Below are 20,509 nucleotides of genomic sequence, written 5' to 3' on the forward strand. Positions count from 1 at the left end.
AGGCTTGTCATTTTTGCGACATGTAATGGTGGCAAATTAAGCGTCGAGAGTGCAAACGGCCCAGAGTTTCTTTGGGCCGTTTTTGTTGAAAAGATTTATTTTCTACCGATTTTAGGAGATCAACATGACTGCAATTACTGCAAGCATGGTAAAAGAATTACGTGACCGTACTGGTCTTGCAATGATGGAATGCAAAAAAGCATTAACAGAAGCGAACGGTGACATCGAGCTTGCTATTGATAACCTTCGTAAATCTGGTCAAGCTAAAGCTGCTAAAAAAGCTGGTAACATTGCTGCTGACGGTGCAATCACAATCGTTCAAGAAGGCAACAAAGCAATTTTAGTTGAAGTTAACTGTCAAACTGACTTCGTTGCTAAAGACGAAAACTTCTCTAACTTCTCAAAAGCTGTTGCTACTGCTGCTTTAGCTGCTGGTGAAACTGATGCTGCTAAAATCGCTGAATTAAAATTAGCAGACGGTCAATCAGTTGAAGAAGCTCGTATTGCACTTGTTCAAAAAATCGGTGAAAACATCCAAGTTCGTCGCGCGAAAATCGTTGAAGGCGAAAACTTGGCTATCTACAAACACGGTTTAAAAATCGGTGTTGTAGTTTCTTATACTGGTGATGCTGATACTGGTAAAGGTATTGCAATGCACGTTGCTGCATTCAACCCAGTAGCTGTAAATGCTGAAGCTGTTCCTGCTGACCTTATCGCTAAAGAAAAAGAAATTGCTGAAGCGAAAGCGTTAGAATCTGGTAAGCCAGCTAACATCGTTGAGAAAATGGTAACTGGTTCAGTTGATAAATACTTGAACGAAGTTGCTCTTGATCGTCAAATGTATGTAATCGACAATGACAAGAAAGTTGCTGATGTATTAAAAGCAACTGGTACTACTGTTGCTGAATTCGTACGTTTCGAAGTTGGTGAAGGTATTGAGAAGAAAGCAGAACTTAGCTTCGCTGAAGAAGTTGCTGCTGCTCAAGCTGCTGCGAAGTAATTCGTATCACAATAAAAAAAGCCCCATTGGGGCTTTTTTTATCTCAGTTAAAATAAGGGTATACAATGACAAATAAAAAAAATCTCAGTATTGGTGGTGTGATTATTTTATTGATTGCTGCGTATTTTGGTCTGGATTTATCTGGGCACAAGCAAAGTCAATTACCATCATCAACTATACCCGCAGCTCAGCGTAATGAAACTACACTTTCAAATAATGGAGTGGACACTGTAAAAGCTGCTTATGAGCAGAGACAAAGTAATGTTCAAGTGCAGGGAAGTGGTCGAGTCAAAGCAATTTTAAGAGATGATAATGATGGGTCAAGACACCAGAAATTCATTCTAGTATTAAAAAATGGTCTTTCAATTTTGGTTGCACATAATATCGATTTGGCACCTAAAATTTCTAATCTAAATAAAGGTGACATCGTTGAGTTTTATGGCGAATATGAATACAACTCAAAAGGTGGTGTACTACATTGGACTCATCGCGATCCACAAGGTCGTCATGAAGGTGGATGGCTTAAACATGACGGACAGATCTATCAATAAAGCTCAAGTGAACGTTTAATCAGATTATTTTCATAGAGCAATTTTGTTCTATTCAGTTTATTAAAACGTGCTATGGTTTTTTTATTGAATAGATGAGACGTATTTATGCAGCGGGAGCAAGCCGATTATCTGCATGTGCGAGAGTTGGGCGGTTTAGAGTTATTAAAAGCACATTATCACCAAACACAATTTTCAAAGCATACTCATGAAGGGTACTGTATTGGTGTGATTGAAGAGGGAGCACAGTCTTTTTTTAGGACGGGACAGCTACATGTAGCTCCTAAAGGCGATATTATTTTAGTCAATGCTGACGAGATTCATACTGGTTCATCGGCTGTTGAATCAGGGTGGCGTTATCGAGCGATCTATCCAATACCTGAAATGTTAGCAGAAGTTAGTCAAGATTTTTTTGAAAATCCGCATGGCGCACCATGGTTTCCTCAAGCCGTGATTCGCGACCTAGGTTTGGCTCAACAGCTTTGCTTACTTTTTGATTTATTAGAACAAAAAGATAATTTTCTACTCAAAGAAACGATGTATTTAACAACTTTAGCTTGTCTTATGAAGAGACATGGTAAATCAAATCATACTTTTTGTGAGTTACCAGAAGCATATTCAAAAATATTAAGAGTTAAAGAATTACTCGTAGAAATGCCTGAAACAAACTTTTCTTTACAAGATTTGGCTGACATGGTCGGCTTGAGCGCTTGGCATTTCTTAAGGCAATTTAAAAAATATGTAGGTCTGCCACCTCACGCTTGGCTTGTACAAGCACGTTTGCAAAAAGCAAGACAGTTATTAAAACAGGGGGACCAAATTGCCATGGTGGCACAACAATGTGGTTTTTCTGACCAAAGCCATTTTAACCGTCACTTTAAAAAAGCAATGGGCGTCACACCCACTCAATATGTAGCAAGTTTGAACATATAAATAAATTAGTTTTAAAGCAATTTTATCCAATATAAGTCGGCACTCATCAAGCATGGTATAGAGATGTTTCTTATATTGGATTTTATATATGAATATTCAGCTTAATCAGCCAGTTGGGTTTTTAAAAAATAAGCCATCCTATTTATTTTTACGTGGCGCAATGGATATTTTGCCCTTATCAATTTCTGTTATTCCGTGGGCAATCTTAGCGGGATCTATGGCAATTCATGCAGGATTATCTTTTTATAAAGCACTAGCAATGTCTGGACTCGTCTTTGCTGGAGCTGCTCAGTTGGTTAGCTTAAGCATGGCTATGGAAGGTGCATCTGTTTTTACAATTTATTTGACTATTTTCTTTTTAACGGCTCAACATTTTATTTATGCATTAACTTTAAGAAATGACATTTCTATCTTATCTCTACCTAAACGATTGAGTTTAGGTTTTTTATTAACAGATGAATTGTTTGCGGTGAGTGCTCCATTTGAAAAAAGAAGTTCGGAATATCTGTTGGGAGCAGGACTGTGTTTTTATTTATTTTGGGTTGCTTTTAGTTTGGTGGGAATACTGCTGGCGACAGTGATACCTGATCTTTTAAATTACCATTTGGATTTTTCGATCGTTGCTATTTTTATTGCCATGATTGTGCCGTTATGTAAAGGATTTCCGGTCATAGCTGGTGTGCTAACAACTTGTTTAAGTGGGTTTTTATTTAAATTTTATCAAATTGAGGGTGCGATTTTACTTTCAGGGTTGATGGGAATGTTAATTGCTGTTTTAACTGAAAAAATAGGTAAGGAGCAATAATATGTCTTGGTTTATGATTTTAGGCTTGGCAGCAATCGTCTTTTTTAATCGCTATTATTTTTTAGAACCTCAAGTAAAAATTAAACTGCCGCTTATTCTGAATAAGATGCTTAACTATTCTGCACCTTGTTTGTTAACTGCAATTTGTATTCCAGTTATTTTTTTCGATGGTAATCATTTAAGAGGCGTGATAAATAATCCTTATATTTATGCAGCAATCTTTTGTATTGTAATCGCTATGTACCTAAAAAAAGTTCTTTTAAGTGTGATAGCAAGTTTAGGAGTTTTTTATTTTATAAATTTTCTAATAAATTACTAACATGCAAAAGCTGAATCGAAAGGATTCAGCTTTAAGTTAATCTTTAAGCAAGAGCTTGTTTTTGTCTGCTTTTCCATTTAGGTAAGATTTTTGAGAGATAAGCATCCATACACCAAACTGGTCCAATTAGTAGGAATTGTAAATCTTTAAAGAACGAGGGCTTTTTGCCTTCGACTTTATGTCCGTAAAATTGTCCAACCCAAGCAATCACAAAAATAGCGATATAAAACCCGACTCCTACAGGTAGGGTGTAAATGAGCCATGCCATAACAACAAGTAAGGCAGCCATTGCCACAGCAAGTACAAGATCTAAACGTGCATAAAATACTAAGGTCAACACAAGTAATAAAGCAGTAAGCAATGTGCTGAAATGCGCAATGATTCCAATAATAGAAAATAAAATGGCGGGAACGCAAAGCCAGTGAATTTGTTTATTGGTTGGATTTTGATGACTTTCACTATATTCATCAAACCATTCAGTAATGGATTTCATTGGTAGCACACTCCTTGTTTTAACTTCGATTTATTTTTGTGAGTATATTTTAGCCTGTTCTTGAGGATCTCGACAAGAAACCAACACTATTCAACTATAGGGAGCGTTGTATTAAAAAAACTAAGAAAGGGCAAACGAAAAAATAATATGACTGTGGTTGAAAAGGTGGTCAATTCGACCTCAAGAATGGGGCAATTTTTCATAATATTTTTTCTGTGTTGCTAAATGATGAAATCATCTAAAAAAGCGTAATTTTGAGATTGATGGGAAAATTGTATGAAAAAGCTCTACTCATCTACTCTAAAAACGCCATAAATAGCCTTTATTTTGGAAAAATGGTACTAGTGTAGCGCAAATTTAAAAAAGACGCTCTAAACGCAAATTAGACGTAAAATTAACTGGTATTAAATAAACATGGTTTTTTGTTTAAAAAATATTCAAATTCAGAGCTAGATAAGGGGCAAAAAAGAGGATTTTTTAACTTTACGTTAGGAATTATTTTGATAACTTAAAATATAAAAAAGCCGCAGAAAAAATTGCGGCTTTTTACATGAACTCGAGAGGCTATAACTTATGAAGTTGGGCCATCAACACGCTCAATATTTACTTTAGCAGTTCCAGCATTGGTAATACCAAGACGTTTAGCTGCACCGTATGATAGGTCAAGTACACGGTTGCCATGGAAAGGACCACGGTCATTTACTTTTACAACCACACTTTTACCATTGTCTTTATTCGTTACTCGAATGTAACAGTTCAACGGTAGGCTACGGTGAGCAGCAGTTAAAGCATTCATGTCGAATGTTTCACCACTTGCAGTTTTACGGCCATGGAATTGGCGGCCATACCAAGATGCCATACCAGTTTGGCTAAACTTACGAACAGTGTTTGAAGCTACTGTGTTAAGTTTTTCAATCACTGAAGGCTCATCTTCAGGGATTTCAATTTTTGCTGCGATAGCTTGACGACGGATTTGATCGCCAGAACGTTCAGTGATTGAAAGACTGTTAATGTTAGAAAAACGAGAATTAAAGTTTTGAGTATCTTTACTCAATACACGTGCTGCTAGATTAGGACCATCTACATCACTGTTTAATGATGATGACTGCACCATTTCAGCGTGCAGTGGGGCCATACTTAAACTAGCCGTCAGTGCAAGAACGTATTTCAGCGATAACTGCATTTGTATAAACTCCTGAGAACATGTACTTTTTCTTTCAGCCATTGACTGAAATTTAAAGTGAACATGCCTTATTATTCACTTTTGCAATTGCTATATTGGGGTGGATAATATTCATCGGTTACGGAGAGTGTCTAGTCTTTAACGAGAAATCTTTACAAAAAGGGCAAAAACTTACAGTTTTAGGATAAAAAATAATCAATAATGTAACAAGTTATTAAAAATGTATGTATTGTGATCTATTTAACAAAAATATTTATTGACTTTTACATAAAGCATAAAAAAGCTAGCCTATCGGCTAGCTACTTCGGTGCCTAATAACCATACAGCTGTAGCATACATGCGGCTCTTGTTATAAGTCGTAATCACTTGAAAATTCGGGTAAGTTAAATAGTAAATTGGTCCATTATAGTCTTGTAATTGAATAACATTCACCATATCGAGATCATCAATTTTAACTAAAGGATTCAATGGAGAAATACCAAGTGTCTTTAATGCACCATATGGGAAAGGTTGCGTTAAATCTTTAGCAATAATACTTTCTGGATTTGACCCAGTGTAACGAGCCATAAACCCGATCGGTTGGTCGCGTTGCCAACCTTGTTTTGCTAAGTAGTTTGCAATTGAACCAATAGCATCTTCTGCTGAGTTTCTTAAGTCGATATGTCCATTGCCGTCATAATCCACCCCATATTTACTAATATTGCTTGGCATAAATTGTGGATAGCCAATCGCACCTGCATAGGAACCTACAATACTATTTGTTGGATAGCCTTCTTTATAAGTCCAAGCAATAAGAGCAGCTAGCTCATCACCAAAATATTCAGCACGGCGAGGGTAGCCAAAAGCAAGCGTAGCTAAAGCATCACGTGTAATAAAAGAACCTTTATTTGCGCCATAACCTGTTTCAACGCCCAAAATACCTAAAATGACAGCTTGAGATACGCCATATTGTTGTTCTGCACGATTTAACGCATCTGCATATTGATTTTTAAAACGGACACCACGTTGAATTGTGCCTTCGACCAAGAACATAGAGCGATAATCATACCAAGGCTTACTTTCACCCGGACGAGTCATAATATTTAGAATGTTTGGTAAATTTTTTGCACCACTCATGGCTGCATCGACTTGATCGCTACTTAAGCCATAAGCATTCATCGTTTTTTGTTTAAAATTCAAATAATCAGGATGTGTTGCAAAATCGTTGGCCTGAGCGAAATGACTTGTACTGATTAAGCCAGTACACAAAGCGAGCATTTTTAAAGTTTTATTTAAGTGTTGAGACAACATATCGTTTTAAAATTCCAGATTATCGATGTGTATGAATGGACATGACTAAACCAAAGGTGGCCATTAAAGTAATAATAGCTGTTCCGCCATAACTCATAAAAGGTAAAGGAACACCTACTACAGGTAAAATACCACTGACCATTCCCGCATTTACAAATACATAAACAAAAAAAGACAAACCAAAGGCGCCAGCAACTAAACGTCCATAGTTATGGAAGCTTTGTAAACCGATCTGGAATGTTCTAAAAATAATGGCAAAATAAAGGATTACTAAAATAAGTACACCGATGAGTCCAAATTCTTCGGAATATGCAGCAATAATAAAGTCAGTATGTCCTTCGGGTAAAAAGTGTAAATGTGATTGGGTGCCTTCAAGGAAGCCTTTACCTGAAAAACCACCAGAACCAATTGCAGTTTTAGATTGAATAATATTCCAACCCGTACCGAGTGCATCTGCCTCTGGATCAAGTAAGGTTAAAACCCTTTGGCGTTGATAGTCGTGTAAAAGAAATTCCCACGCAATTGGAATTACGATTGCTGCACATGCGGCAGCTGCACCAATCATTCGCCACGATAGTCCACTTAAAAATAAGACAAATATACCGCTTGCTAATACTAAAAGTGATGTCCCTAAATCAGGTTGTTCTGCAATCAGTAAAAAGGGAATACCAATTAACATTAAAGATAAAATAACTTGTGAAAAACTAGGGGGAAGAGGTTTTCGTGCTAAAAACCATGCAATCATCATCGGCATGCCGATTTTCATGAACTCACTGGGTTGGACACTTCCGAAACCGGGAATATCAATCCAACGCTGAGCACCCATTCGGACTTCACCGAATACCATAACTGCCACAAGCGAAAATAGGCCAAACAAATAAAAGTAGGGGGAAAACGCTTGATAGACCTTAGGCGGAATTTGGGCTAGACCAAACATCACTAAAAAGCCAATACCAAAACTCATGGCTTGTTTACTGACCAGCCCTACATCCTGCGCCGAAGCACTATATAGTACCGTTAAGCCTAATAGCGCATTTAACAGCAAAAATAGACATAACCACGGGTCAATGTGGAGTTGTTGCCACCTTGATGGTTGCATAGCGGTGCTAAGACCATCTCGAGGAGCTTGGCGTAAAAACTTATATTGTGGGCTAGGAGACATGCGGCGTTAACTAGGTCAATCAGTGCTTGGCGCATGCTAACATAAACCTGATTAATGGCAATGTATATCAATATTTTGCAATAAAAAAACCTAGCTCTCGCTAGGTTTCCGATAGGCTATTTCTTATTAGTTAAAGAATAGACTTTCGTGATATTCAGCCATCGCTTTTAGTTCAGTGCGATTTAAGCTAGGGATGAGTTTGTCGATCGCAATATGAACTGCTTTTGTTACAGCTGCCGCACCAATATCAGCTGCTTTACGCTTGATCATGCCAAGGTCTAATGTCTTATTAAAATCAGACATAAAATGTTTAACCATAGCATCTCCAAACTGTTTATACAGTTCAGCCAATGCAGCTTTATTGATATCGTTACCCGCCTTAAGCTCAGTGAAGTTATGCTGAAGATTAGTGACTAAGCTAGGATCTAGAGTTACACCTACTTTATATTGACCTTGTGGATCTTTAAATAAGCTTTTTTCAGAGAACTCTACTGACTGTTTAACAACATCGTTTGGCGCTTTGCTTAACAATTGTTTTAAAAGAACAGCGACTGTTGATTTGACATAGCCTGCTAGTTTTTCGGCAGTATCGCGCTTTTCACTTGCAGGGAAGTGCTGAACTAACTGAATTAAGACATTATCAATAATCTCTTCATTAAGTTGTAAAGCAATCTTATCGCGAAGTGGGTATAAAGGCTCACTAGAATTTTTGTTCGCAATTCCAGTTTGTATATCGTTCAATAAGCCTTCAGAAGGGGTAAAACCAAAAAACGGCATGGTGTATCCTCAAATTATTCGTTTTATTGTCGTGCCAATCGAATCGGTTTTGGCATCCATGAAAGATCCGATACTCGGCAAGGGTTAATATCAAGTCCGCCGCGACGAGTATAAGTTGCATAAACCATCAGCTTTTCAGGCTGCAAATTTTGCCAAATATCCGCAAAAATCTGCTCGACACATTGTTCGTGAAAGCCGTTATGCTGACGGTACGAGATAATATAAGCTAAAACACTACGATAACAAGGTTTTTTGCCCTTAAAACGGATAAAAACTGTACCCCAATCTGGTTGTCCCGTGACTGGGCAGTTACTTCTTAAAAGATGAGAATATAGTTCAATTTCGACTTCTTCATCAGACGCATCTCGTTTTAAAAGAGTCGCATCTGGATGTTGCTCTAAACGCTCTGGATCTAAGTCATCAATACAAATGCCTTGAGGTTTAGAAATCTCTAAATCATCTACTTGAAATAAGGTTAACTCAACTTTTGCACCGGCCGCAGCCGATAAGTCTTTTTCAACTGTTTCAATAAATGATTGTTTAGAGTCAAACTGTGTGAAGTTAAGGCTATTGAAGTAAAGCTTTAATGACTTTGATTCAATCAAATTTGGTGAAGAAGCTGGCAGTGTAATTCTGCCAATAGCAACTTGCGGGATAGCATGAGCGTTTAACCATGAAATTTCAAAAACATGCCACCAATCTTTACCTTGTGTAATACCTTCAATATGCGAATAGGCTTCACGAGACTGAGCACGAGCAATTGGAAATAAAACATCAGGTTGATAGTTAGTTGGATATTGAGTTTCTTTACCCAATAAAGACTGTTCGACACTCATTCACGCATTCCTGAACCACGAGCAAGTAAATAGTAGGCAATTCCGTAAAGTACAGCACAGCATAATGTCACAATGATTAAAGAGAACGTAACGTTCACGTCACTATGACCTAAAATGCCGAAACGGAAAGCGTTAACCATATACACAATAGGATTAATTAAAGAAAGTTTTTGCCAAAAAGGGCCAAGTGCACTAATAGCATAGAATACACCACCTAAATAGGTTAAAGGTGTAAGGACAAATGTTGGAATAATAGAAATATCATCAAATGATTTTGCATAAACTGCATTAATAAAACCACCTAATGAGAAAAGAACCGAGGTAATTAAGACTGTATATATAGTTACGAACCAGTTATGTATAAAGAGGTCTGTAAAGAACATGCTCATTGTCGTCACAATTGCTCCGACCAATACACCACGGCAAATACCACCAATGACATAGCCCCACAAAATAATATGTAGTGGTACGGGACTCATAATCAGTTCTTCAATGCTCTTTTGGAATTTCACACTAAAGAAACTTGAAGATACGTTAGCATAACTGTTGGTAATAACCGCCATCATGATGAGGCCGGGTACGATAAACTGCATGTAGCTCACGCCGCCCATTTGTCCAATGCGCGAACCAACCAAATTACCAAAAATGACAAAGTACAAACTCATCGTGATCGCAGGTGGTAACAAGGTTTGCGGCCAAATACGTAGAAATCGGCGTACTTCTTTACGAACTAGAGTCCAGAGGGCAATTTGCAGTTGGCTAAAATTCATTTTGCCTCTCCTTCAAGATTTTTCTCGACCATTTTGACGAATAGCTCTTCTAGACGGTTCGATTTGTTACGCATACTACGAACACGAATACCTTGTGATTCTAAAAGTTGGAATAAGTCATTTAATGTATGTGCTTTATCCATTGTCACTTCTAAAGTGCTGCTATCAATTAAGTTGAACTTCACACCAATAATATTTAACTGGAGTGGGGCAATGGGTTCTGCCAAATCAAAAATAAAAGACTCTTCACTCAGCTGGTTTAAGAAACTTTTCATGCTGGTGTCTTCTTTAATGACACCGCGGTCAATGATAGCAATTTGACGACACAACATTTCTGCTTCTTCGAGATAATGTGTAGTCAAAATAATAGAAGTACCGCTTTCGTTCATTTCGGTTAGAAAATCCCACATAGAGCGGCGTAATTCAATATCAACACCCGCAGTAGGCTCATCTAAAATAAGAAGTTTAGGTTCATGCATCATGGCACGTGCAATCATGAGTCGGCGCTTCATACCACCTGATAGCATACGTGCTTGTATATTGCGTTTTTCCCAGAGGCCTAGCTTTTCTAAATAATGCTCGGCACGTTTTTCTGCAATCTTTTTATGAATGCCGTAATAGCCAGCTTGGGTGACTAAAATATCGAACGCTTTTTCAAACTGTCCAAAGTTAAATTCTTGAGGGACAACGCCAAGTTGTTGTTTTGCCAAGGATGGGTGAGTGTCGAGATTGTGTCCAAAAATCTCAACTGTTCCTTCGGTTTTTTTCGTGAGGGAACTGATAATACCAATGGTTGTTGATTTGCCGGCACCATTTGGGCCTAACAACGCATAAAATTCACCTTCAGGCACAGTGAGGTTAATACCTTTTAACGCCTGAAAACCATTACGATATGTTTTGGACAAATCTCTTAAAACCAAAGCATCAGTCATGAAATTCTCACATTATGAAAGAGGGGTATATTTTGAGCGATAATGATTAATAAACCAAGTAAAATAGTCGGAATTTTATAAAATTGAGATAAATTTATGAAGTTATTATATATAAACTGGTGCGCCCGGCGGGGATCGAACCCACGACCCCAGGCTTCGGAAACCTGTACTCTATCCAACTGAGCTACGAGCGCACATGTGTGGGCCACATCATAGGAAAAAAACACCAATAGGTAAAGCACGAAATAGGTAACAAGTGGGTTTAATGCTTAATTAAACAGCAACTTGTTGTTTTTTTTAGATGCGTTGTTGAATAAGTTGAATTGAATAATTAATAGAATGGAGCGTATGTGCTAGCTCATTAGGCGGAATACGCGACTCCTGTAAGCTGGTAATCCATTGCATTTGGCACATTTTAAGCTCTTGAAGCGTTTTTATTTGTTCTATTTTCTGAATAAGTGGTTTTGCCATAAGCCCACAATATTGACTCAAGCTTTGCTTCATCAACTGTTGTATTTCTTCAAAAGAGAGCTGTTGAACTGGAATTGGTGGCTGGGTATTTTCAGTATTTGTAGATTGCAAAGATGGTAATTGAGTAACCTGAATTTCACTAACTATATTGTCACTTTTATTCTCATCTATAATATTTTTTTGATGAGCTTCTATTGTAGTTACGGATGATGGTGGGAAATATATTTGTTCATTTAATTCTGAATAATTTTCGCCAGAAGGAGCAATGAGTTTTAAGTCGATAAGCTGTTGAATAAGCTCTGGAGATGCAATACGTTTTTTAAATTCGCTATTTAAATTTTGAAAATCTTCGTGATCTATTAATAGTAGTAAACGTCTTTGTTTTGCATTTAAAGTAATGTTGCGTTGTTGAAGCGCGACTCTTCCTAAATTGGTTCGATAAAAACCAGCCATCATTCTTCCCCAAATAAAAAATAAATCAGACTGTCCAATTTTCTTGGTTGAACAGTACTGTTTTTAATAAAATATAAATGGGGTTAACGATAAAACTCAAAAATGACAATATGATGAAGAATTGATGAATATCATCTATTTAAGTCTTTAAAATGCGCCTTCTAACGCTTTACGTAAATAGACGTCAAGTTCATCTTGACGTAATAACCATTGAATATAGTCTTTAGGAAGTTCAGCAATTGCTGTGCCTTTATGCTTACCAAAATTAATAGTCGTAGGGATACGTGCTTCTTCAGAAACTCGGTAAAGCTCTTCAATGTCTTGAATATTTAAATGATAGACAATATGCATCAAAATATTAGCAGTCAAAATAATATCTGCATCGGCTCGGTGCGCGCCTTTGAGCAATTCTCGCGCTTTAACGCTGCCTTGAGAAATCATATAGATGAGTGCAGAAATATTATGCGCTTCTGCATCAGGCCAAGTTTTACGCGCTAAAGCTAGAGTACAAATCGGTTTGATATGAGAGACATCCACGCCACAACGAGCAATCGCGGCAATATCGTAATCAATATTGTGACCAATAATATAAGTTGTAGTCTCTGGCAATTTAAAAGTTTTATAGTGGGGCTGGTTTTCTAAATCTGACTCTAATATATGGTGTACTGCCATAGCCGCGTAAGAGATAGGTGCACTAACCTGATAAAGTTGATCAAACAATTTGCTCTTATCTAAGGTGAGCTTGCCTTCATTAATTTCAATTGGGGCATACGCAATTTCAATAGGCAAACCATTTAGTGTATGTGTTTCTGTATCTAAAATAATGGTTTGCATAACTGGCCCTTTAATCAATCACGAGTAATCAAGAATGTTAACAGTTGGCTACCCACTTTAAAACATGAAGTGAGGTCTGAGAGTAGCGAGAACGTTAATTTATATTAAAAATAAAGTTTTCAGAGATTAATTTCATCCAATAGAACTTGCGGAAAATAAAGATTAGGCGTAAATATTTTTAAGACATTAGGAAATGTTGATTAAAAAACTAAAGCAAAACAAAAATGGAATTTAAGGGAAGATATACCAATGAAAATGAACCTATTAATAACGAGCGTTCTTAGCACGAGTTTATTTTTAGTCGCTTGTGGAGGAGGGAGTAGTGATGATGGCCCAGCTCCTACTAATCCATCTGGGACTCCAACCAATAATATTCAAAATCCAGTCGTTAAAGACGAGGCTTACACAAGCACCAACTTAGGATCAGTTGCCGCAGAAAGTAGTATTTTGACTTATAAAATGTTGGGTCAAAGTGGTCAAGAAGTGCAGGCAACCAGTTTGGTATTTACACCAAACACTCCACCACCAGTAGGCGGTTGGCCAATTGTGGTTTGGGCACATGGCACTACGGGTGTGGCAGATACTTGCGCACCAAGTAAGGCAGCTTTAGCAGATAGTACAAAAGATTTAATTAGTAAATTACTAGCTGCAGGTTATGTTGTGGTCGCACCTGACTACGAAGGTTTGGGTACCCCAGGCATACATCCATTTTTAAATATTAAAAGTGAGGCTTTTTCAATTACAGATGCCGTGGTTGCGGCACGTAATTATTTATCACAACGTAATTTATTAACCTCAAAAAAATGGTTAACAGTAGGACATTCTCAGGGTGGGCATGCTGCATTAGGTGCTGCACAATATGCGAGCCGTGCACAACTAGACTATAAAGGTACAGTAGCGGTAGCACCTGCTTCTAATCTAGGGGGTATTTTAGTAGATGGAGAGGCGCAAGTTGCGAATGCACCGATAGATATTAAAATTGCAACCTATGCACAGCTTGATACATATACAGCTTTGGTTACAGCTGGCATTCGCAACACACAACCTGCCTTTAATTATTCACAAGTCTTTACTTCACAAATTTCAAGTATTGCCGCACAAGCAGAAAACCTTTGTTCAGGACCATTGTATGGAGCCTTTTATGAGGGTATGAGTAATTATGCTAAAGACCATAATGGCACACTAGATGGCTTTACACGTACACAACCTAATTTTATGGCTGTGCCGTTAGTTAAAACGTTTTTGGAAAAAGATTCGCAGCCGTTACAAGTAAAAGTCACTACTCCAATCATCATTTATCAAGGGATAGCTGATCCTACAGTACCTAAATTAGCAACTGATCTATTGATATTTAATGCCACTACCTTAGGCACTAAAATTAATAGTTATGTGACGGGTAACTGGGACCATGGCACGGTGATGAGTAATAATGTAGATAATATTGTTGGAAATGTTCAGTCTTTACTGGCAGCTCAATAGAGTCATTGATATTTAATACTTTTTTAGTATTAGCGAGAGCTAAAATTAATGATAGAGAAATTTAAAATATAAGCTTTAAACGAGCTTTTTAATTGATTTATAAACAATGGCTCATTTTTTATAAAACTTGAGCCATTTTTATTTAAAACTGAGCTAACTTCATTCTGTTTAATTATAAAGTTCATGCTACAATATGCCGCAATCTTAGCACGGCTTAAAAGCCCTAATTTATAGGACCCCCGCTAATGTTTGCCAATATTTCCATTTCTGAATTTGATCCAGAATTAGCTCAAGCAATTGCTTCTGAAGGTGAGCGTCAAGAAGCACATATCGAGTTAATTGCATCTGAAAACTATTGCTCTCCTGCTGTGATGGAAGCGCAAGGATCAAAACTTACGAACAAATATGCAGAAGGTTATCCAGGCAAACGCTATTATGGCGGTTGCGAGTATGTGGATATCATTGAGCAAATGGCGATTGATCGTGCTAAAGAACTTTTTGGTGCAGATTACGCAAACGTTCAACCACACGCTGGTTCACAAGCTAACTCTGCTGTTTATTTAGCGCTTCTTAACCCGGGCGATACAGTTTTAGGTATGAGCTTAGCTCACGGTGGTCACTTGACTCACGGTGCAAAAGTAAGCTTCTCTGGTAAAACTTATAATGCAGTTCAATACGGGCTAAACGCTGAAACTGGCGAGATCGATTACGAAGAAGTTGAACGTTTAGCGTTAGAGCACAAGCCACGTATGATCGTTGCTGGTTTCTCTGCTTATAGCCGTGTTGTAGATTGGCAACGTTTCCGTGACATCGCGGACAAAGTTGGCGCTTACCTTTTCGTCGATATGGCTCACGTTGCAGGTCTTGTTGCTGCTGGTGTATATCCAAACCCAGTTCAAATTGCTGACGTAACAACAACGACGACTCACAAAACACTTCGTGGTCCACGTTCTGGTTTAATCCTTGCGAAAGCGAATGAAGAAATTGAGAAAAAACTTCAATCAGCTGTATTCCCTGGTAACCAAGGTGGTCCATTAATGCATGCGATTGCTGCTAAAGCAATCTGCTTCAAAGAAGCTATGTCTGATGACTTCAAAGCTTACCAACAACAAGTTGTGAAAAATGCTCAAGCTATGGCTGAAGTATTCATCGCTCGTGGTTATGATGTTGTTTCTGGCGGTACAGACAACCACTTGTTCTTGTTATCTTTAATCAAGCAAGATGTAACTGGTAAAGATGCAGATGCTTGGTTAGGTGCTGCTCACATTACTGTGAACAAAAACTCAGTTCCAAATGACCCACGTTCTCCATTCGTGACTTCTGGTATCCGTATCGGTACTCCAGCAGTAACAACTCGTGGTTTCGGTGAAGCTGAAGTTCGTGAACTTGCTGGTTGGATCGCTGACGTGATTGACAGCAAAGGTGACGAAAAAGTTATTGCTGACGTAAAAGCGAAAGTTGAAACTGTTTGTGCAAAATTCCCTGTATACGCACAATAAGTTGTAAATATAAAAAAAGCGCCGTATGGCGCTTTTTTTATCAAGTTAATTAGATAAGAATTAACTTTTAGATTTTACCGATGACTCGGCATTATGCCAGCCACCACCTAATGCACGGATTAAATTTACACTAGCCATCATTCTAGTGCCGTTAAGCTGTGCAGAAAGTTGTTCTTGTTGCAAAATAGTCCGATCCGAATCAATCACATCAAGATAGCTAATAGCACCTTCTCGATAACGTAAATGAGACAGTTGATTTGCATGACGAGAAGAGGAGAGTGCTTGATTTTGAGCTTGAATTTGCTGATCAAGTATTCTTTGATCTGATAAACCATTTTCAACTTCGCGAAATGCATTCAACACAGTTTGGCGATAGTTTGCCACGCTTTCTTCATAGGCAGCTCGTGCTTGAGCAACTCCAGCCTTACGTTGTCCACCGTCAAATAATGGCAAAGATAAAATAGTACCTGCCACTGGACCAAGTAAGAATGTACGGCTCGACCATTTACCCAACTCACCTAAACTTGATGATTCATAACCGAGTGCACCTGTTAGGTCCAGTTTTGGGAAGAAAGCAGCACGTGCAATTCCAATACGCGCATTATCTGCTGCCATAGCATGCTCGGCAGCCGCAATGTCAGGTCGTCTTTCAAGTAAAGCCGAAGGTAAACCTGCTGGCAGACGAATGCTGTTTGCAGTTAAAGGTTGAACTGCCAAGCTAAACTCAGCAGGTGTTTTGCCTAATAATACTGCAAGAGCATGCTCTGCATTGGCTCTGTTACGAGCAATATTTAATGCATTGGTTTGTGCTGTAGCAAGTTCGGTCTGTGCGCGAGAAACATCTAATTCACTGACTAAACCATTTCTAAAACGTGTTTGAGCTAAGTCGCGTGTCTCGCCAAGCAGTTTAATAGTGCGATTATAAATTGCTTGTTCAGCATCAAGCTGACGAATGAGAAAGTAGCCTTGGGCAACATCTGCTTGTAAGGCTAAAAGCGCCGATTGATATAGAGCTTCTTGTTGCTGTACATCAGCTGTTGCTGCATTGACACTACTGGCAATACGGCCAAATAAATCGAGCTCATATGAAACATTGGCTTGAGCACGCCATAAGGTCTGTGCAGACGTATGAGCATTGTCATCTAGACCCAATGAAGCGGGAGAAGGTTTTTGACGAGTCGGTCCAAAGCCAGCACCAATACTTGGCAAGCGTTCAGCTTGTGCTGCTGAACGTAACGCACGTGAAGCTTGAATATTAGCCGCTGCCGCTTTAAGGCTCTGGTTTCCAGAAATGGCTTGTTGTTCGAGCTCATTCAATTGAGCATCATTAAAAACACGCCACCATTCACCTCGAACCTGCTGATCGGCAGGTTGGGCAATCTTCCAGTTATTGTCTTCAAGTTTAGGGTCAGACTCTTTAAATTTGACGGGAACTATGACCTTTGCAGGTTGATATTCCGGTGCCAAAGAGCAGCCTGCAAGCAGGCTTCCCATGAGTGAGGACAATAATAAGCTTTGTTTTGCTGTAGCCATTAAATGTCCTCCTTAATGATCATGTGGGGTAGATAAAGGTGCTTCATGAACTGCTGCCGAATGCAATTTATGTTTGCTGTTCAATGTGCGAATCAGGACATAAAAGGCAGGGGTTAGGAACAAACCAAACAGCGTTACACCGATCATGCCGAAGAACACTGCAATACCCATCGCATGACGCATTTCAGAACCTGCACCAGTTGAAGTAACCAGTGGTACGACACCCATAATGAATGCAATAGAAGTCATTAAAATTGGGCGTAAACGTAGACGACTTGCTTCAACTGCCGCTTTGAATGCAGTCGCACCTTGCATTTCGAGTTCCCGTGCAAACTCAACAATTAAGATGGCATTTTTACAAGCCAGCCCGACAAGCACCATCAGACCAATTTGGGTAAAGATGTTGTTATCTCCGCCTGTTAGCCAAACACCTGTTAGAGCCGCCAAGATTCCCATCGGTACAATTAAAATGACTGCTAAAGGCAAAGTTAGACTTTCATATTGAGCAGCTAAAACCAAGAACACAAGTAATACGCTAATTGGGAATACCCAGAGTCCTGCATTACCAGCCAAGATTTTTTGGTAAGTTAAATCTGTCCATTCAAACTTGATACCACGTGGTAGAGTTTGAGCAGCAATACGTTCAACCGCAGCTTCAGCTTGGCTAGATGAATAACCTGGGGCAGGGCCACCGTTAATATCTGCTGAGGTATAGCCGTTATAACGAACGACCATTTCAGGACCATAGGTTTGAGTTACATTTACCAATGAAGATAACGGCACCATTTGTCCCGCACTGTTTCGGGTTTTAAGCTGCAAAATATCTTCAGGGTTAGCACGGAAAGGAGCATCTGCTTGTGCTCTAACCTGATAAACACGTCCAAAGCGGTTAAAGTCGTTAACGTACTGAGAGCCTAAATAAATCTGCATGGTGTTGAAAACATCTGTCACGGCAACACCTTGTTGCTTGGCTTTCACACGGTCCAGATCTACATTTAGTTGAGGTACGTTAATTTGATAACTTGAGAACATTGGACCAAGTTCAGGGGCTGATTGTGCTGCTTTCATAAAGTTTTGTGCAGCATCATTCAAGGCTGAATAGCCTAAGGCACCTCGGTCTTCAAGTTGTAGTTTAAAGCCGCCCATGGTCCCTAAACCCATCACTGGTGGTGGTGGGAAAACTGCAATATATGCATCTTGAATAGCTGAATATTTCTGGTTAAGAGCACCAGCAATTGCATTGGCAGATAAGTCTTTAGCCTTACGTTCGTCGAATGGCTTTAAAGTCACAAAGACAATACCTGCGCTAGAGCTATTAGTGAAACCATTAATTGAGAGGCCAGGGAAGGCAACGGCACTTTCTACACCAGGCTGTTTAAGTGCAGTGTCACTCATTTTACGAATCACCGCTTCAGTACGATCTAATGAAGCGCCATTTGGTAGTTGAGCAAAGCTAATCAAGTATTGCTTGTCTTGAGCGGGCACGAAGCCACCCGGAACAATATAAGAAATCCCAACGGTTAAGCCTAACAGTGCTGCATAGACACCCATTGCTGATGCTTTATGGGAAATGACACGACTTACACCTTTACCATAGTTGTCTGACGCACGTGTAAATACACGGTTAAACAGCGCAAAGAAACGTCCAAATAGACGGTTCATAATGCGTGTTAATGCATCAGGTTTAGCATCATGTCCTTTTAGTAACATGGCTGCCAAAGCAGGAGATAGGGTAAGGGAGTTAAATGCCGAAATGACCGTTGAAATGGCAATGGTCATGGCAAATTGTTTATAAAATTGTCCCGTTAAGCCTGTCATAAAGGCAAGAGGTACGAACACGGCAACGAGCGTTAAGGCAATGGCAATAATCGGTCCGCTCACTTCTCGCATCGCGCGATAAGTTGCATCTCTTGGGCTTAAGCCTGCTTCAATATTCCTCTCGACGTTTTCGACGACGACAATCGCGTCATCGACCACAATGCCGATGGCAAGTACCATCCCGAACAGTGATAGCGCATTGATTGAGTAACCAAAAGCGAGCATGAGCGCGAATGTACCAATAATTGAAACTGGTACAGCAAGCAATGGAATGATTGAGGCACGCCATGTTTGTAAGAATAAAATAACAACCACAACAACCAGTGCAATCGCTTCAAGTAAAGTATGAACAACCGCTTTAATACTGGCACGTACGAACTGAGTCGGGTCGTACACAATGTCGTATTTAATTGAAGATGGGAAATCTTTTGAAAGCTCCTTCATCGTGCTACGCACTTGATCGGAAACTTGTAAAGCATTAGCACCCGGTGCTTGGAAAATTGGAATCGCGACTGCTTGTTTGTTGTCGAGTAATGAACGTAAGCCGTATTGTGAAGCTGCGAGTTCAACACGAGCAACATCACCCAATCGGGTAACCGCACCATCTGGTGCAGTTTTTAAAATGATATCTGCGAATTCTTGTTCAGTCGTTAAGCGGCCTTGAGCATTGACTGAAAGCTGTAAAGGTGAATTACTTGGTGATGCACCGATTGTACCCGCTGCAACCTGAATATTTTGTTCACGGATTGCATTCACAATTTCGGTCGCGGTGAGGTTACGCTGTGCTACTTTTTGCGGGTCGAGCCATACGCGCATCGCGTAGTCACCAGAACCAAATAATCCGACTTCACCAACTCCTTGTAAACGCGCTAAACGGTCTTTCACGTTGAGTACCGCATAGTTACGTAAGTAGGTCATGTCATAGCGACTATCTGGTGAGGTCAGATGCACTACCATGGTTAAAGTCGGTGAGCTTTTTAAGGTAGTAACACCTAAACGCTGTACGTCTTCAGGTAAACGAGGCATGGCCTGAGACACACGGTTTTGAACCAGTTGTTGCGCTTTGTCTGGGTCAATACCTAGTTTAAAGTTCACCGTAATGGTTAGGTTACCGTCGCTGTTTGCTTGAGATTGCATGTACAGCATGTCTTCAACGCCGTTGATTGATTCTTCAAGCGGAGAGGCAACGGTTTCAGCAATCACTTTTGGGTTTGCACCCGGATATTGAGCACGTACCACCACAGATGGCGGAACAACTTCTGGGTATTCAGAAATCGGTAACTGGAATACCGAAAGCAGACCGGCGAGTAAAATCAGTACTGATAACACACCAGCAAAGATCGGCCGATCAATAAAAAATTTAGAAATATTCAT

At 39.3% G+C, this 20,509-nt stretch carries 20 protein-coding genes and 1 tRNA gene; 7 read left to right on the forward strand and 14 right to left on the reverse strand.

All coding sequences use genetic code 11. The features are described from left to right. Nucleotides 1-124 precede the first annotated feature (124 nt). The 5 genes from tsf to J536_RS10020 all read left to right on the forward strand — a co-directional run bounded on the left by tsf (nt 125) and on the right by J536_RS10020 (nt 3,605). The gene (gene tsf / locus J536_RS10000) at nt 125-1,000 is read left to right on the forward strand and encodes a translation elongation factor Ts (RefSeq protein ID WP_002118238.1); all 876 of its coding nucleotides are present in this window, start codon (nt 125-127) and stop codon (nt 998-1,000) included. 65 nt (nt 1,001-1,065) lie between these two features. Further along, the gene (locus J536_RS10005; protein ID WP_032062818.1) at nt 1,066-1,551 is read left to right on the forward strand and encodes a DUF3465 domain-containing protein; all 486 of its coding nucleotides are present in this window, start codon (nt 1,066-1,068) and stop codon (nt 1,549-1,551) included. Between the two features lie 105 nt (nt 1,552-1,656). Continuing rightward, nucleotides 1,657-2,481, forward strand: a complete 825-nt coding sequence (locus J536_RS10010; protein ID WP_032062819.1) for a helix-turn-helix transcriptional regulator — start codon at nt 1,657-1,659, stop codon at nt 2,479-2,481. 88 nt (nt 2,482-2,569) lie between these two features. Then, a complete protein-coding gene (locus J536_RS10015; protein ID WP_032062821.1) occupies nt 2,570-3,286 on the forward strand; it encodes an AzlC family ABC transporter permease in 717 nt (238 codons plus the stop codon). Nucleotide 3,287: 1 nt separating this feature from the next. Continuing rightward, nucleotides 3,288-3,605 carry an AzlD domain-containing protein gene (locus tag J536_RS10020; RefSeq protein ID WP_032062822.1) on the forward strand — a complete coding sequence of 106 codons (318 nt, stop codon included), beginning with the start codon at nt 3,288-3,290 and terminating at the stop codon, nt 3,603-3,605. Nucleotides 3,606-3,648: 43 nt separating this feature from the next. On the opposite strand, the gene J536_RS10025 is transcribed toward J536_RS10020, so the two are convergent. The 11 genes from J536_RS10025 to J536_RS10075 form a co-directional block, all read right to left on the reverse strand. After that, entirely contained in the window at nt 3,649-4,098 is a 450-nt protein-coding gene (locus tag J536_RS10025) for a DUF962 domain-containing protein (protein ID WP_002118194.1), read from the reverse strand. A 571-nt stretch (nt 4,099-4,669) separates the two neighbouring features. Continuing rightward, a complete protein-coding gene (locus J536_RS10030; protein ID WP_002118141.1) occupies nt 4,670-5,281 on the reverse strand; it encodes a septal ring lytic transglycosylase RlpA family protein in 612 nt (203 codons plus the stop codon). A gap of 288 nt (nt 5,282-5,569) precedes the next feature. Next, nucleotides 5,570-6,571, reverse strand: a complete 1,002-nt coding sequence (gene mltB, locus J536_RS10035) for a lytic murein transglycosylase B (RefSeq protein ID WP_005068218.1) — start codon at nt 6,569-6,571, stop codon at nt 5,570-5,572. Between the two features lie 19 nt (nt 6,572-6,590). Continuing rightward, the gene (gene rodA, locus J536_RS10040) at nt 6,591-7,733 is read right to left on the reverse strand and encodes a rod shape-determining protein RodA (RefSeq protein ID WP_017386541.1); all 1,143 of its coding nucleotides are present in this window, start codon (nt 7,731-7,733) and stop codon (nt 6,591-6,593) included. Between the two features lie 126 nt (nt 7,734-7,859). Further along, entirely contained in the window at nt 7,860-8,510 is a 651-nt protein-coding gene (locus tag J536_RS10045) for a hypothetical protein (RefSeq protein ID WP_002118229.1), read from the reverse strand. 23 nt (nt 8,511-8,533) lie between these two features. After that, nucleotides 8,534-9,346, reverse strand: coding sequence for an NADPH-dependent 7-cyano-7-deazaguanine reductase QueF (queF, locus tag J536_RS10050; protein WP_014207239.1), 813 nt, complete (start codon nt 9,344-9,346; stop codon nt 8,534-8,536). Further along, complete coding sequence (locus tag J536_RS10055) at nt 9,343-10,116, reverse strand: ABC transporter permease (RefSeq protein ID WP_002118099.1); 774 nt, start codon at nt 10,114-10,116, stop codon at nt 9,343-9,345. The genes queF and J536_RS10055 overlap by 4 nt, the downstream gene beginning before the upstream one ends. Then, nucleotides 10,113-11,048, reverse strand: coding sequence for an ABC transporter ATP-binding protein (locus tag J536_RS10060; RefSeq protein WP_002118101.1), 936 nt, complete (start codon nt 11,046-11,048; stop codon nt 10,113-10,115). The genes J536_RS10055 and J536_RS10060 overlap by 4 nt, the downstream gene beginning before the upstream one ends. 117 nt (nt 11,049-11,165) lie before the next feature. Then, a tRNA-Arg gene (locus J536_RS10065) sits at nt 11,166-11,242 on the reverse strand. Nucleotides 11,243-11,345: 103 nt separating this feature from the next. Beyond that, nucleotides 11,346-11,975, reverse strand: coding sequence for a hypothetical protein (locus tag J536_RS10070; RefSeq protein WP_078225148.1), 630 nt, complete (start codon nt 11,973-11,975; stop codon nt 11,346-11,348). A gap of 144 nt (nt 11,976-12,119) precedes the next feature. Then, on the reverse strand, nt 12,120-12,806 hold the full coding sequence (locus J536_RS10075) for a putative quorum-sensing-regulated virulence factor (RefSeq protein ID WP_032055433.1): 687 nt from the start codon (nt 12,804-12,806) through the stop codon (nt 12,120-12,122). Nucleotides 12,807-13,055: 249 nt separating this feature from the next. Between J536_RS10075 and J536_RS10080 the strand changes: the two genes are divergently transcribed. Then, nucleotides 13,056-14,285 (forward strand): alpha/beta hydrolase, encoded by a 1,230-nt coding sequence (locus J536_RS10080; RefSeq protein ID WP_032062823.1) that lies wholly within the window; start codon nt 13,056-13,058, stop codon nt 14,283-14,285. Between the two features lie 29 nt (nt 14,286-14,314). Here the strand turns inward: J536_RS10080 and J536_RS25040 are convergent, their stop codons facing one another. Continuing rightward, entirely contained in the window at nt 14,315-14,470 is a 156-nt protein-coding gene (locus tag J536_RS25040; protein WP_078225145.1) for a hypothetical protein, read from the reverse strand. A gap of 60 nt (nt 14,471-14,530) precedes the next feature. On the opposite strand from J536_RS25040, the gene glyA reads away from it, so the two are divergent. Next, nucleotides 14,531-15,784 carry a serine hydroxymethyltransferase gene (gene glyA, locus J536_RS10085; RefSeq protein WP_002118126.1) on the forward strand — a complete coding sequence of 418 codons (1,254 nt, stop codon included), beginning with the start codon at nt 14,531-14,533 and terminating at the stop codon, nt 15,782-15,784. Nucleotides 15,785-15,844: 60 nt separating this feature from the next. On the opposite strand, the gene J536_RS10090 is transcribed toward glyA, so the two are convergent. Both J536_RS10090 and adeG read right to left on the reverse strand, forming a co-directional pair. Beyond that, nucleotides 15,845-17,317 carry an efflux transporter outer membrane subunit gene (locus tag J536_RS10090; RefSeq protein WP_032055438.1) on the reverse strand — a complete coding sequence of 491 codons (1,473 nt, stop codon included), beginning with the start codon at nt 17,315-17,317 and terminating at the stop codon, nt 15,845-15,847. A 12-nt stretch (nt 17,318-17,329) separates the two neighbouring features. Beyond that, complete coding sequence (gene adeG, locus J536_RS10095; protein ID WP_032062826.1) at nt 17,330-20,509, reverse strand: multidrug efflux RND transporter permease subunit AdeG; 3,180 nt, start codon at nt 20,507-20,509, stop codon at nt 17,330-17,332.

It is taken from the genome of Acinetobacter sp. 809848 (genome assembly GCF_000581275.1).
In the GTDB taxonomy this organism is placed as follows: Bacteria; Pseudomonadota; Gammaproteobacteria; order Pseudomonadales; family Moraxellaceae; genus Acinetobacter; species Acinetobacter pittii.

Coding starts and splice junctions, on each gene's coding strand:
- J536_RS10010 (WP_032062819.1), top strand. CDS start 1,657: ATGCAGCGGGAGCAAGCCGATTATCTGCATGTGCGAGAGTTGGGCGGT.
- tsf (WP_002118238.1), top strand. CDS start 125: ATGACTGCAATTACTGCAAGCATGGTAAAAGAATTACGTGACCGTACT.
- J536_RS10015 (WP_032062821.1), top strand. CDS start 2,570: ATGAATATTCAGCTTAATCAGCCAGTTGGGTTTTTAAAAAATAAGCCA.
- J536_RS10060 (WP_002118101.1), bottom strand. CDS start 11,048: ATGACTGATGCTTTGGTTTTAAGAGATTTGTCCAAAACATATCGTAAT.
- J536_RS10090 (WP_032055438.1), bottom strand. CDS start 17,317: ATGGCTACAGCAAAACAAAGCTTATTATTGTCCTCACTCATGGGAAGC.
- J536_RS10045 (WP_002118229.1), bottom strand. CDS start 8,510: ATGCCGTTTTTTGGTTTTACCCCTTCTGAAGGCTTATTGAACGATATA.
- J536_RS10075 (WP_032055433.1), bottom strand. CDS start 12,806: ATGCAAACCATTATTTTAGATACAGAAACACATACACTAAATGGTTTG.
- J536_RS10005 (WP_032062818.1), top strand. CDS start 1,066: ATGACAAATAAAAAAAATCTCAGTATTGGTGGTGTGATTATTTTATTG.
- J536_RS10030 (WP_002118141.1), bottom strand. CDS start 5,281: ATGCAGTTATCGCTGAAATACGTTCTTGCACTGACGGCTAGTTTAAGT.
- J536_RS25040 (WP_078225145.1), bottom strand. CDS start 14,470: ATGAACTTTATAATTAAACAGAATGAAGTTAGCTCAGTTTTAAATAAA.
- J536_RS10055 (WP_002118099.1), bottom strand. CDS start 10,116: ATGAATTTTAGCCAACTGCAAATTGCCCTCTGGACTCTAGTTCGTAAA.
- J536_RS10070 (WP_078225148.1), bottom strand. CDS start 11,975: ATGATGGCTGGTTTTTATCGAACCAATTTAGGAAGAGTCGCGCTTCAA.
- J536_RS10025 (WP_002118194.1), bottom strand. CDS start 4,098: ATGAAATCCATTACTGAATGGTTTGATGAATATAGTGAAAGTCATCAA.
- J536_RS10080 (WP_032062823.1), top strand. CDS start 13,056: ATGAAAATGAACCTATTAATAACGAGCGTTCTTAGCACGAGTTTATTT.
- mltB (WP_005068218.1), bottom strand. CDS start 6,571: ATGTTGTCTCAACACTTAAATAAAACTTTAAAAATGCTCGCTTTGTGT.
- queF (WP_014207239.1), bottom strand. CDS start 9,346: ATGAGTGTCGAACAGTCTTTATTGGGTAAAGAAACTCAATATCCAACT.
- glyA (WP_002118126.1), top strand. CDS start 14,531: ATGTTTGCCAATATTTCCATTTCTGAATTTGATCCAGAATTAGCTCAA.
- J536_RS10020 (WP_032062822.1), top strand. CDS start 3,288: ATGTCTTGGTTTATGATTTTAGGCTTGGCAGCAATCGTCTTTTTTAAT.
- rodA (WP_017386541.1), bottom strand. CDS start 7,733: ATGTCTCCTAGCCCACAATATAAGTTTTTACGCCAAGCTCCTCGAGAT.
- adeG (WP_032062826.1), bottom strand. CDS start 20,509: ATGAATATTTCTAAATTTTTTATTGATCGGCCGATCTTTGCTGGTGTG.